Below are 12,875 nucleotides of genomic sequence, written 5' to 3' on the forward strand. Positions count from 1 at the left end.
GGATAATGAGTTGTGATAAGCCTGACAACAAAAAGGGCAGAATAAGGGCAGAACATGGCAAATTCCCCGTTATCTCAGACACAACAAATCGGCGATTTCTTTACCGTCGCTGAATCGTTCCCCGTCAATCTTCATCAGCTTGAGGAAGCTGCCGTGGTGCCGGACGAGTGGGAATTTGAATCAGAGATGCCGGAATTATTTACTATGGCGTCTAATATGGCCGGTAGTGATCAGGATTTACTACAACAACTAAAAATGGACAGTCATCAGTCGCCTGTTTTAGTGCAAGTGCTTGAACAAATGAACCAGCGCATGATCACCATGCTGGGCTATTTGTTGCGTTACGAAGATGACCCCAAACACCGTTTTCAGGGCACCGAATTCGGCGGCGGCGGGATTCGCTTAATAACTCCGGATCCTATCGATAACGACACCCTGTTCCGGGCAAAATTATTTTTTAAAAACGAGTCTCTGGCTATCTACTGCTATTTGCGTTGCAGTGCCTGCGAGTCACTCGCCGACGAACCGGGTTACAGTGCCACCTTTGAGTTTGAGCGGATTCTGGAACAGGATCAGGAACACCTAATACGCGCAAGTCTGCACTCACAAAGTCGCCAGTTAAAACGTCGCGCCCAAGAGCGCGACCAAAGTAAGAATAACAGCGACGACAATAAATCTGACTAAACAGACATCCAAAAGCGTTGCCAAATCGGTATAATGCCCGAGTCTTTTCATGGGTAGTTGGAATATCATGGCTGAAGTTTCTGTATTTAATCCTCCGTTTCCAGACACCAGTGAGCGCGATATCAGTTGGGTCAATTTACGCGGCAGTAGCGAGGCACTGGCACTTGCCCGTTTAATTGATCTGACCCCCGGGCGCGTTTTAATTGTCACCGCCGATGCCAATCAGGCTCACCGCCTGGAGCAGGAGGTACGCTATTTCGCTGGTGAGAACACGGAATACCATGACGACATAACGCTGTTCCCTGACTGGGAAACACTACCGTATGACAGTTTTTCGCCACACCAGGATATTATCTCGGAACGTTTGAGCGTGCTGGCAAGGTTACCCAGCGCTAAGCGTGGCGCACTCATCGTTAGTGTTAACACGCTAATGCAACGCATCGCGCCAACAAACTTTGTAAAAAGTCAGGCACTTAACTTTACCGTCGGCCAGACACTCAATGCACTGGCCTTACGCGAGGAGCTGGAGAAAGCAGGTTACCGCAGCGTCAACCAAGTGATGGAGCATGGCGAATTTAGCTCCAGGGGCTCGATTCTGGATTTGTTCCCGATGGGCAGTTCAACGCCTTACCGGCTGGACTTTTTTGACGACGAAATCGACAGCATTCGGCCATTCGACCCTGAAACACAATTATCGCAGGAGCCCGTCAACCAAGTAAGATTACTGCCTGCACATGAGTTTCCGTTAACCAAAAACGGTATCGAACGGTTTCGTAGCCAATTTCGCGAGCGCTTCGAGGTAACCACCGAACGTGATTCGGTTTATCAACAAGTCAGCAAATCACAATTACCCGGCGGTATTGAATACTATTTGCCATTGTTCTTCGAACAAACAGCATCGTTATTCGACTACCTGCCTGACGACACCGTACTGGTATCTTTTGGCGATATTCAGGGCGCGTTAGAGCGTTTATGGACAGACATCAGCCATCGGTATGAACAACGCCGCTACGACAAGCTCAGACCGCTACTCCACCCGAATGAATTGTTTTTGCCAGCCAACGAAGTGCATGCTGGATTCAAGCGTTTACGCCGTATCCGTAGCGCTATCCCTGCCGATAAACCCACGCCGGGTGCGATTCAGTTTACCACCGAGATGGTTACCGACATTGCCGCGGATCATCAGCAAAAACAACCTTTTGCCAAACTCAAACAACGTATAAGCGAAGCACTGGATAATAACGAACGTTTGGTATTTTCGGCGGAAAGTGCCGGGCGCAAAGAAACACTGCGCGAAACCGTTGCACGACTCGGTTGGCAGCTGGCATCGTTTAGCAGTTTTGATGACTTCATCGCCTCCGGTGAGCCACTTGGGCTGATCGTCAGCCCGGTCATTAATTCGTTTTATTTACCTCAGGATAGTCTGTGGTTTATTACCGAAACGGAATTATTCGGCAATAAAGTCGCCCAGCGACGCCGCCGTGACCAAAAGGCCACGATTAGCCCCGACACACTCATTCGCAATTTGGCCGAACTGCAGGTTGGACAGCCCGTGGTGCACATCGACCATGGTGTCGGTCGTTATCAGGGTTTGACTACCTTAGATGCCGGCACAGTAACCACCGAGTTTGTCACCATTGAATATGCCGGCGGATCAAAGCTTTACGTACCAGTATCATCGCTGGATGTGTTAAGTCGTTATAGCGGCGGTGAAGACAACCATGCCCCGCTGCATAAACTCGGCAATGACAGCTGGGAAAAAGCCAAAAAGCGTGCAGCAGAAAAAGTTCGCGATGTAGCTGCCGAATTGCTCGACGTCTATGCCCGTCGCGAGGCCAAGCCGGGCTATGCATTTGCCATTAATGACGAAGACTATCGCCGTTTTGCCGATAGTTTTCCGTTTGAAGAAACCATTGATCAACAACAGGCGATTGCCGCCGTCACTGCGGACATGCGCACGCCAAGAGCGATGGACCGACTTATTTGTGGCGACGTTGGCTTTGGTAAAACTGAAGTTGCCATGCGCGCTGCGTATATTGCCGTTAACGACAGCAAGCAAGTAATGGTGTTGGTACCCACCACCCTGCTGGCACAGCAACATTATGAAAACTTTAAAGACCGTTTTGCCGACTGGGCTGTTCGGGTAGAAGTCTTGTCCCGCTTTAAAACAGCAAAACAATCTAAGCAAATACTGCAGGACTTAGAGGACGGCAAAGTTGATATTGTTATCGGCACCCACAAATTGTTGCAGGACAACATCAAATGTCACGACCTGGGGCTATTGATTGTCGATGAAGAACACCGTTTTGGTGTTCGCCAGAAAGAGACCATAAAACGGCTGCGCGCTGATGTCGACATACTCACGTTAACTGCAACGCCAATACCCCGGACCTTGAACATGGCGATGAATAACATTCGTGATTTATCGATTATCGCTACCCCGCCGGCTAAACGACTAGCGGTGAAAACCTTTGTCCGCGAATACGACGACAGCACCGTACGCGAGGCTATTCTGCGCGAAATCTTGCGCGGCGGTCAGGTTTATTTCCTGCACAACAACGTCGAGACCATCGAAAAAACCGCCCGCGATATTGAAAAGCTGGTTCCCGAGGCTCGTATAACGGTGGCACACGGGCAAATGCGAGAACGTGATCTCGAACGTATTATGTCGGACTTTTATCACCAGCGCTTTAACGTGCTGGTATGTACGACCATTATTGAAACCGGCATCGACGTGCCCAGCGCCAACACCATTATCATGGATAGAGCGGACCACCTGGGTCTGGCGCAAATGCATCAACTGCGAGGCCGTGTCGGCCGCTCTCACCATCAGGCCTACGCTTATTTGTTAACGCCTCACCCCAAACGCATGACAAAAGACGCGGCCAAACGCTTAGAAGCTATTTCGCAGTTGGAAGACTTAGGTGCCGGCTTTATGCTGGCAACGCATGACCTTGAGATTCGTGGTGCCGGTGAGTTACTGGGTGACGAACAAAGCGGGCAAATAGAAAGCATTGGTTTTACCCTCTACATGGACATGCTTGAGCAAGCAGTACAGGCCCTTAAAGACGGCAAAGAACCATCGCTGGAGGGCTTAACCCGCCACCGCTCGGAAGTTGAACTGCGCGTGCCGGCGCTGCTACCGGATGATTACATTCCCGATATCAACAATCGCCTGAGCCTTTATAAGCGCATCGCCAGCAGTGATACTGAACAGCAACTGGAAGAGATCCAGGTCGAACTTATCGATCGCTTTGGCCTGCTGCCTGACGCTGCTAAAAACTTAATCCGTCAAACCAGCCTGCGTAATCACGCAGAAAGGTTAGGAATTCGTAAAATCGATATGGGAAATCAAGGCGGTGTGATTGAATTTACTGATAATACCAATGTAAAACCGGAAGTTATTATCGGCTTAATGCAAACAGCGCCTAAGCACTACAAACTGGACGGCCCTAATCGACTGCGGATTACCCAACCGCTGGAGGATACTCAAAGCCGGCTAAAACTGGTAGAGTCGTTGCTTAGCGATTTTTCTCAGGAGCAAACCGAATGACGCGACGGCAGATACTGACCACCCTGCTTTTGCCCCTTGGGCTGTTAGCAAGCGCAGGCTCAGCCTTTGCAAAACTACCGGACCACAATTACTGGCGCTGGTTTGAGGTAGAGGTACTGCTGTTTAAACACACTGTCGAGCAAAACATCAACGAGCAGTTTCCGTTGGCTATTGAGCCAATTGCAGTGTCGTCAGCTAATGACTTGTTAGGTGCGCACTACAACCGTGACTTTACTGCGCTGCGCACTGGGCTGGGTGAGTGTGACTCATGGCCTGAGTTCGGTCAGTTCAATGATTTTTCCTGGCGTTTTGACTGTTACTACAGCGACGAAAATCAATGGGTAACTATACCCGGCAACCCGTTTGCACCGCCCAGTAACTTGTCCTTAACCGATACTACTGCGGTTGTCGTTGACGGCAACGGCGGTAATATAGAAACCGCTCGAAGCGCATTTCTATTACCCTCTGCAACCCACGTTCTTTCTGAGACGCGCACCGAACTGGCCCGCAAAGGACTCGCCAAGCCGCTGTTACATGTCGCCTGGCGGCAACCCGTATTTACCGAAAAGCAAAACTACAAATTCCGATTATTCGGTGGCAAACAATTCAGTGATGAGTTTCGCTATGATGGCTACAAAAAAGAAGCGACAACAGGTACTGATAACAACATGGAGCGTTCGCTAATAGAGCGCGTGCAAACGCTGTTATCTCAGGTCGATAATAATCAGCTACGGTTTAAAACTGACGTACCCGAAAACCCACCACGACTGGACAATTCCTCTTATCCGCAAAGCGTATGGGAGCTCGATGGATTGCTGCATATATTTTTAATTGGTAATTACCTGCATATCGACAACGAATTTAACCTGCGCGAGGTTGCACAAGCTGAGTTGATACCAGAGGGTTTATCACAACAAGCGAAACACGCATTGTCGGGTGAATCTGTTGAACAGTCTTTTTTGCGAGCATTCAATTTTGATCAACGCCGCCGGGTAATCAGTCACGAAACACATTACTTTGACCATCCAAAAGTTGGTATGGTAATACAAATTCGCCGCACAGATTTATCAGCGCCGCGTTACTGAACTTAATTTATTCATACTTAGGGATTGGGTTATGGAAAAATACGAAGAACTCTTGCTCGCCTTGCGTAAAGTGATTCGGGCCATTGACCTGTATTCAAAACAACTCAATAAATATTCCGGACTGACTGCTCCACAGCTACTGATTTTACGTGAAATTGTCGCCCGCGACGGCATCACCGCCAGTGAAGTCGCGCAAAACATCACGCTCAGCCCGGCAACGGTATCTAACGTGATTGAGCGTATGGAGCATCGTCGTTTGATCCACCGCCACCGTAGCGACACCGACAAACGGCGGGTACTTTTATACTTAACTGAAGAAGGCCGTTCGCTGCTGCAAAAAGCACCACAACCATTGCAGGAAGACTTTATAGAAAAGTTTCAGGCCCTGGACGAGTGGGAACAGTCGCTACTGTTATCTTCGATGCAACGTATCGCGGCCATGATGGATGCAGAACGCTTAGACGCTGCACCGGTATTGGAAGTCGGCAGCTACCATAAAATGGACACTGAATAATGAAGAACTGGATTTATGCTACAGCCACCGTTGCCTTGTGTGCCCCGGTTGCAACATTGGCGCAAGAAAAAAACTGCGATATCAGTGAAGAACTCACCTCGATATCAACAATTCAGGGCGCTAATGACCAGTCGGACAAGATCGGTGAGCAACTCACGACAATGGGTATCGTAACCCAAAACCTCGCCGCGCCCGAACAGCTCGGTGGCGTTTACATTCAGTCACCTGAATCGCTACAAGACGATGACCCAAAAACATCGGAAGGTCTGTTTGTTAGCGCCAACAGCACCACCTTTGCCGACCTGAAAGTAGGCACTTTGGTCAAACTATCAGGACAGGTCAGCGAACAAAATGGTTTGACTCAGCTGACCGACGTCACTGAATTATATGAATGTGGTCAACAACCTCAGGTTGCACCGGTCACTGTTACACTGCCCTTTTCATCACGGCAGCAAGCAGAAGCTCACGAGGGGATGTTGGTAACCGTAAATGGGCAAAAGCCGCTGACCATATCGGGTCATTACCCGTTAGCCCGCTATGGCTATTTTGACGTATCTTCAGGCCGTTTATTTACACCGACTCAGGTAGCTTTGCCCGGCTCTGAGGCGGCTGCAGTGGCAGAGGCTAATGAACTCAACCGACTGCAGATTGACGATAATAGTCAGTTAGAGCCAAAGTCGTTGCCGCACCAACAGCTATTCCACGGCCCCCAACAGAGTCTGCGCAGTGGCGCCACCCTTAAGCCACTGTCTGGTGTTTTGTCGCAATTTCGTGATGACTACCGACTGCAACCAACAAAACCACCGCAACTGGCGCAACGTTCACGTATCACGGCGATTTTACCTAAACGCAAAAACGAGGTGCGAGTCGCCAGCTTTAACGTCTTGAATTACTTTAATGGTGATGGCATGGGTGGTGGCTTCCCCACCGAACGAGGCGCCAAGACCCCGCAACAATTGCAACGCCAGCAAGCTAAAATTGTAGCTGCCATTGACGCACTGGATGCGGACATCGTTGGCCTGATGGAGGTCGAAAATGATGGCTTTGAGCAGCACAGTGCAATACGGCAGTTAACCGATGCGGTAAACGCAGTAAGCGACATTAATTATGCCATTGCACAGCCGCACTCGGCCCGTGTTGGCACTGACCAAATCAGTGTCGGCATTTTATATAACGCCGAACGCTTCAAAACCTCGACCCATGCACTGACGTTAACCCAGGGGCCTTTCCGGCGCGGCAGCCGGGTGCCGTTAGCGCAAGTATTTACCGATAAAATTACCGAGCAAACATTCACCACAGTGGTCAATCACTTTAAATCCAAAGGTAGCTGCCCCGATGACGGCGTTAATGCTAATCAACAAGACGGACAGTCCTGCTGGAACGCTCTGCGAGTTGAATCCGCAGCGACACTGCTAGACTGGATTGAACAGCAACAAATGCCGCAACCGATTCTATTGGGGGATTTTAACGCGTACTATTACGAAGATCCGATGCGCTATTTCACCGACAACGAATATCAAAACGTATCCGAAGCAGATGACTATTCCTACGTTTATGACAGCCAGGCCGGTGCGCTTGATCACATTTTAATCCATCAGGATCTGACGTCCATGCTAACACGCGTGCAGCACCTTAACTTTAATGCTGACGAGCCGATAAGTTATGACTACCGTGATGATCAGTACTACCGACCCGGTCCTTATCGTGCATCCGATCACGACCCACTGTTAGTCGATCTTGTTTTTGCGTCACCGGATTGATCAGTACGCGGCAAATAGGCGTTGGTGGTGCCAAAGTGCACCTCCAACTCCAGCCCCAGCATCCAGTGACCCTGCCGACGTTCAGCCAGATACTCACGCGGCCAATGATAACCAACCCAGGTCTCAACAAATAACCACTCACGTAAATAACGTTGTCGGTTTAGTAAGCGTAAGCCGTAGTCGTTAATTGGTACCTCGTAGTCAGTTTGCCCCTCGATCCAGGTTTCTAGTGCCAGCGCTTTGTCTTCGCCATACAATTTGTAGGCTCGCATAGTCGAACTCCAGCGTAAGCCATTAGTTTCTTGTGCAAAGGTAGCTAACGACGACCAACGCGCTAACATGCTGTCAGTCAAACTCGCTTCAAGATCAACTCGTTGCGCCACGCCAAAACCATCGCTATCCCGCCAAAACGCCGAACTCTGAAACCGCGCCAACGCCGATTCACCCAGCGCAACATCGGTCATGTAACGGCCGCGAACGTAGGTATCGAAGTCTAAACCACCCCGAATACCGACACTGTAAGAGACGCGATGTCTCTCGTTCATGTGTGGGTCAAACCCTAACCCAACCAACCATTCCTCATCCGAGCTGGGAGAGCGAATAATCGATGGGCGCCCTGCTGAGCCCTCGTCGATAAACTCATCGCTGTCAACTCGACCAATAAAGGCTGACAGCTCTTCTTTTGCATGGGGTAAATTAACCCGGGCACGAAAACGTGATTTGACTTCAAAGCCGTCGTAGCCGCTCCATTGCGGTGCTATCGATAGGCGGCCGTAGGAGGAATAAGGTTGTTCAAACCGATCTTCAGCAAAAAAACCGTCAATCCAGCGTGCGGTTTCATCAACCGAGATCTCCAGTCCCGATCTAAACCCATCCAGCCAGGCATCCTGCTCTTGCTCATCTGTTTGCGTCTGCGCTCCGGCAACAAATGCAGACGAGCACAAGGCAAAAAAATTGATTGCCAAAGCAAACTTTTTCACTGCTTTGTACCTATAAACTTAGAGTAGTTCCAACGTTGGAGGTTGTATGCGCTACCACGTAACATTAGGTGCCTGTCTGCTGTTCTTCAGTAGTTTCAGCATGGCACAAAATTCAGCAACAGAAAAGCAACAAAATGAACAAGTTGCAACGCTCGCGGGCGGTTGCTTTTGGTGTGTAGAAGAAGCTTTTGAACAATTAAACGGTGTCCGCGAAGTCGTGTCTGGCTATGCCGGCGGCACTGAAAAAGACCCGACTTATAAACAAGTATCTGGCGGTCAAACCGGCCATACCGAAGCAGCTCAGATTTATTACAATCCTAATATCATCAGCTACGCAGGCATTTTGCAAAAGTTCTGGCGCATCATGGACCCGACCGACGCTGACGGTCAGTTTGTTGACCGCGGTAAGCAGTATCGCCCGGAAATATTCGTACATAACGAACAACAGCGGCGTATTGCTGAGCAATCCAAACAATGGCTTATCGAAAACGGTCCGTTTGAAGACCCCATCGTTGTGCCGATAACCGAGTTCACCAACTTTTATCGTGCCGAAGAATACCATCAGGACTACTACGATAAAAATCCGATACGCTACAAAGTCTATACCTACAATTCCGGTCGTTATGACTTTGTCGAGAAACACTGGGGCGATACCAGTGATATTGATTATCAGCAGTTCACTAACGCTAACCCCGGCGGTGAGGATACAGCTTCGTCTCAGTCGGCTAGTGACAAACCCTGGGTGAATTTTAACAAGCCAGCTACGCAGCAATTACGTGAGCTGTTGACCCCTATCCAGTATGCCGTCACACAGGAAGACGAGACTGAGCCGGCGTTTGACAACCGCTATTGGGATAACAAAGAGCCCGGCCTGTATGTTGACATCGTCAGTGGCGAACCACTTTTTTCTTCAAAACATAAATACAAATCCGGAACCGGCTGGCCAAGCTTTACCCAGCCGATTACCAGCAATGCAGTGGTGGAAAAAGAGGATAACAGCTGGTTTTACACGCGCACCGAAATTCGCAGCCGCTATGCCGACTCCCATCTGGGCCACGTATTCGAAGATGGACCACAGCCAACAGGCTTGCGTTACTGTATGAATTCCGCCGCGCTGGAATTCATTCCGTTAGCTGAAATGAAGCAACGCGGCTATGGTGAGTATATTAAATACGTCGAATAAGCTGCGTAGCCTAAGCTATCCAGCCTAACTCCTGCGCCCTTTGTGCCGCTTGCTGCGGTACATCGGTCGCAACAAAGTGGTGATGCAGTACCTGCACGCCCAACATATGGTTGATTACGGCATCTAGTTGCACTTGTTCCTCAGCAGGCACATCGTCATCCTGATGTCGCTCAAAGGTTCTGACGACCTGCTCATAATCCAGCAAACCTGCCGACTTTACCGCCTTCTCGTTTAAAAACTGCTCGGCCAGCTTTTCTACGGCCTGCCACTTTTCCGGGTCGGTGTGGGCCGGCGGCGCCATAAAGGCGAACTTCTCGCGCTTGTACAAAGTTTCAGGAAGAAGTCCTTTCATTGCCTCGCGCAACACGTATTTTTCTTTATTACCTTTAATGCGCAAATGCGGCGGTACGGTAAACGCATACTCGGCTAAATGATGGTCGAGGAACGCCGGTCGCGCTTCCATTGAGTTTGCCATATCAACGCGATCACCTCCCCAGGTCAATATTTGCCCTTCCAGCATGGTTTTGATCCACACATACTGTGCCCGATCTAAGGGGTGACGCCCGTCTAACATGGTTTCGTCAAGCGTATCAGCTATCGCTTTGCTGGGATCGTATTCGCTTACCTGCTCGCGCATGGTTGCAGACATTAACGGTAACGCGACGCTGCTGCACGACAGCCACGGCTGCACACAACTGGGGGTAAAGCCCATTTTCTGATTAAACGCGTCGCTGACAAACTCTTCTCGTGCCAGCATCGCGCCTTTAAACAGTTTATTGTTCTTCTCTAATAGCTCTTGCCATTCTACCCGCTCGACTTCCGGCAAATGATCAAGGCCATGTAAAAACATGTCTTTACGAAACGCTGGGTAGCCGGCAAAAAGTTCATCCGAGCCCTCTCCCGTCATTACCACTTTGTATCCGGCTTCATGCACTTCCTTACTCATCAAGTATTTCGCCACGCCCAGCGTGTTATAGATGGTGCGTTCGGTATGCCACAGTGTTTTTACAAAATGGTCATATAAGTCATTGGCTTTAAGCGCCATGATATGGTGGTCGGCATCAGTGGCTTCTGCCATTTCGCGGGCAATCGGGGTTTCGTCATAAGCGTCAGAGTCAAACCCGATGGTAAACGCTTTTACCGAGGTTTGTGTCGATGCTGATGCTAAGCCCAGAATCGCACAGGAATCGATACCTCCCGACAAGTAACAACCGACCGGCACATCAGCGGTCATCCGGTGCTGTACGGCTTCCAGTAATTTAGCTCGCACACCTTCGATATACTGTTCTTCGTCGACATCATCGCCCGGATAATCATGTTCGTTAGGAAAGTTCACGTCCCAGTATTTATGTTCAGAAATACTCAATTTACCGTTGTTTCGTTGTATTTTTACCACATAACCCGGCTGCACCTGATTGATTCCGGCAAACGCTGTGGACCCCGGTACCATCACTTGAATCAACTGGTGATAGAGCCCTTCGGGAGAAAACTCGCGCTTAACGTCAGGGTGCGCGAACAAAACTTTTAGCTCTGAACCGAATACAACGCCGTGCTCGGTCTCTGTCCAGTATAAGGGTTTAATACCAAACCGGTCGCGCACTAGATAAAGACTATCGTCCTGCTCGTCAAACAAACCAAACGCAAATTCACCACGCAGTTCACTTAGCGTATGCTCTAGTCCATAGCGCTCAAATAAGTGTAAAACAATCTCAGAGTCACTCTTTGAACGAAACGCTGCTCCCCGTGCGGTCAAGTCTGCACGAATACGTTTAAAATCATAGAACTCGCCATTGTGTGTCAGCATCAGTCGTTTATCCGCAGACATAAAAGGCTGACGACCCCGTTGTTCATTCAGGTCAATAATCGACAGTCGGGCATGGCTAAAACCAACGCCGTGTTCCTGTTTAACTTGATAACCATAACCATCAGGGCCGCGATGATGCATAATCGCGGCCATATTCACTAACGTCTGCGCGTCGATTGAACGATCCGTTTGGTGATGAAAAACTCCAGCAATTCCGCACATTCTTTGCTTTTCCTTTTATTAAACGACATCAATAACGCGCTCTGCGCGCTGCACCATACAAGTCAGTAACGCCATCCGCAAAAATACCGCTCCGCGAGCCTGGCTGAAGTACCAGTTATGTGAGGTATGGTCGAGGTCGGTATTGAGCTCAGCACCGCGAGCCAACGGATGTAAAATAATGGCATCTTCTTTTAGCGGCGATTGGGCGCTTAACGAGAACGTTTTACCATAGGTATTAAAGGTCTCACCCTCCCACGAAATCGCATTAATATAAACCACGTCAAGCTCCGGTAACACGCTATCCACATCAGTCGCAGTGGCTACCTTAATACCTGCCTGCTCTATCTGCTCACGCTGAGCCTGACCAAATAGCTCATCGGTTACCGTCTGGTCATGAATAATTACCAGTTCCTTCACTGCATTAGGGAATTTACAGAGCAATTTTATCAGGCTACGCACGGTACGCATTTTATCCGGCACCCCAATAATGCCAATGCGAACAGCATGCTCTGCCGCTTGCTCAGTCACCAGTTCAGGCTTCCACTTGAACATCGCATACAAATCCGCCATCGCCTGCGTCGGATGCTCATCACTACCGTTACCTGCGTTGATAATCGGAATACGCAGCGAATCGATCATTTCCTCCAGCGAGCTTTCATTATTATCCCGCAACACCACACAGTCGCCGTAGTTATTGAACATTTCAGCAACGTCGGCCAGACACTCGCCTTTAGCGATACCTGTGGTAGAACGATCGGTAATCGACATAATGTCACCGCCTAAGCGATGCCAGGCACTTTCAAACGATAGCCGCGTACGCGTGCTTGGCTCATAAAATGCGGAAATTAATATCTTGCCCTGTAGCGAGGTGCTGAAACGCCGTGGATTCGCTTCATATTTTGCCGCCAGTCGAAACAACTGCAGCAACCCGTTCTGGGTAAATTGGTCTGACGACACTATGTGTTGATTCGCCAGCTTTAACAGATAGTCGCCATCTTCCTGAATGACTCTGAGTAATGCCTTGGGGTGTGCATCACCGCAGACATCCGGTCGCTCCCTTTCAAACGACACATCTTTTATGTTCATAGGG

Annotated in this window: 9 protein-coding genes; 6 read left to right on the forward strand and 3 right to left on the reverse strand. The window is 49.6% G+C overall.

Features of this window, described 5'->3' with window-relative positions; translation table 11 throughout:
- The first annotated feature begins 54 nt into the window (after positions 1-54).
- The 5 genes from DEU29_RS05760 to DEU29_RS05780 all read left to right on the forward strand — a co-directional run bounded on the left by DEU29_RS05760 (position 55) and on the right by DEU29_RS05780 (position 7,596).
- Positions 55-684: a PilZ domain-containing protein gene (locus DEU29_RS05760; protein WP_133539303.1), complete on the forward strand. Its 630-nt coding sequence runs from the start codon at positions 55-57 to the stop codon at positions 682-684.
- 67 nt (positions 685-751) lie between these two features.
- Entirely contained in the window at positions 752-4,237 is a 3,486-nt protein-coding gene (mfd, locus tag DEU29_RS05765) for a transcription-repair coupling factor (protein ID WP_133539304.1), read from the forward strand.
- Entirely contained in the window at positions 4,234-5,322 is a 1,089-nt protein-coding gene (locus tag DEU29_RS05770) for a CsiV family protein (protein WP_133539305.1), read from the forward strand. Before mfd ends, DEU29_RS05770 begins: the two co-directional genes overlap by 4 nt.
- A 31-nt stretch (positions 5,323-5,353) precedes the next feature.
- Positions 5,354-5,836 (forward strand): MarR family winged helix-turn-helix transcriptional regulator, encoded by a 483-nt coding sequence (locus tag DEU29_RS05775; RefSeq protein WP_133539306.1) that lies wholly within the window; start codon positions 5,354-5,356, stop codon positions 5,834-5,836.
- Complete coding sequence (locus DEU29_RS05780; RefSeq protein WP_133539307.1) at positions 5,836-7,596, forward strand: ExeM/NucH family extracellular endonuclease; 1,761 nt, start codon at positions 5,836-5,838, stop codon at positions 7,594-7,596. The genes DEU29_RS05775 and DEU29_RS05780 overlap by 1 nt, the downstream gene beginning before the upstream one ends.
- Here the strand turns inward: DEU29_RS05780 and DEU29_RS05785 are convergent.
- Positions 7,551-8,576 (reverse strand): hypothetical protein, encoded by a 1,026-nt coding sequence (locus tag DEU29_RS05785; protein WP_133539308.1) that lies wholly within the window; start codon positions 8,574-8,576, stop codon positions 7,551-7,553. The two genes, DEU29_RS05780 and DEU29_RS05785, sit on opposite strands and share 46 nt — an antisense overlap.
- A 46-nt stretch (positions 8,577-8,622) precedes the next feature.
- Here DEU29_RS05785 and msrB point away from each other — a divergent pair, with 46 nt between their 5' ends.
- Positions 8,623-9,759 (forward strand): peptide-methionine (R)-S-oxide reductase MsrB, encoded by a 1,137-nt coding sequence (gene msrB, locus DEU29_RS05790; RefSeq protein ID WP_133539309.1) that lies wholly within the window; start codon positions 8,623-8,625, stop codon positions 9,757-9,759.
- A gap of 10 nt (positions 9,760-9,769) precedes the next feature.
- Here the strand turns inward: msrB and asnB are convergent, their stop codons facing one another.
- Positions 9,770-11,785: an asparagine synthase (glutamine-hydrolyzing) gene (gene asnB / locus DEU29_RS05795; protein WP_133539310.1), complete on the reverse strand. Its 2,016-nt coding sequence runs from the start codon at positions 11,783-11,785 to the stop codon at positions 9,770-9,772.
- 18 nt (positions 11,786-11,803) lie between these two features.
- On the reverse strand, positions 11,804-12,871 hold the full coding sequence (locus tag DEU29_RS05800) for an aspartate/ornithine carbamoyltransferase family protein (RefSeq protein WP_133539311.1): 1,068 nt from the start codon (positions 12,869-12,871) through the stop codon (positions 11,804-11,806).
- Between the last annotated feature and the right edge of the window lie 4 nt (positions 12,872-12,875).

The organism is Idiomarina aquatica (assembly GCF_004362895.1).
In the GTDB taxonomy this organism is placed as follows: Bacteria; Pseudomonadota; Gammaproteobacteria; order Enterobacterales; family Alteromonadaceae; genus Idiomarina.

Excerpts from the sequence above, each read along its gene's own strand:
- DEU29_RS05760 (WP_133539303.1), top strand. The coding sequence starts at position 55 with ATGGCAAATTCCCCGTTATCTCAGACACAACAAATCGGCGATTTCTTT.
- DEU29_RS05780 (WP_133539307.1), top strand. The coding sequence starts at position 5,836 with ATGAAGAACTGGATTTATGCTACAGCCACCGTTGCCTTGTGTGCCCCG.
- DEU29_RS05770 (WP_133539305.1), top strand. The coding sequence starts at position 4,234 with ATGACGCGACGGCAGATACTGACCACCCTGCTTTTGCCCCTTGGGCTG.
- asnB (WP_133539310.1), bottom strand. The coding sequence starts at position 11,785 with ATGTGCGGAATTGCTGGAGTTTTTCATCACCAAACGGATCGTTCAATC.
- DEU29_RS05800 (WP_133539311.1), bottom strand. The coding sequence starts at position 12,871 with ATGAACATAAAAGATGTGTCGTTTGAAAGGGAGCGACCGGATGTCTGC.
- DEU29_RS05775 (WP_133539306.1), top strand. The coding sequence starts at position 5,354 with ATGGAAAAATACGAAGAACTCTTGCTCGCCTTGCGTAAAGTGATTCGG.
- mfd (WP_133539304.1), top strand. The coding sequence starts at position 752 with ATGGCTGAAGTTTCTGTATTTAATCCTCCGTTTCCAGACACCAGTGAG.
- msrB (WP_133539309.1), top strand. The coding sequence starts at position 8,623 with ATGCGCTACCACGTAACATTAGGTGCCTGTCTGCTGTTCTTCAGTAGT.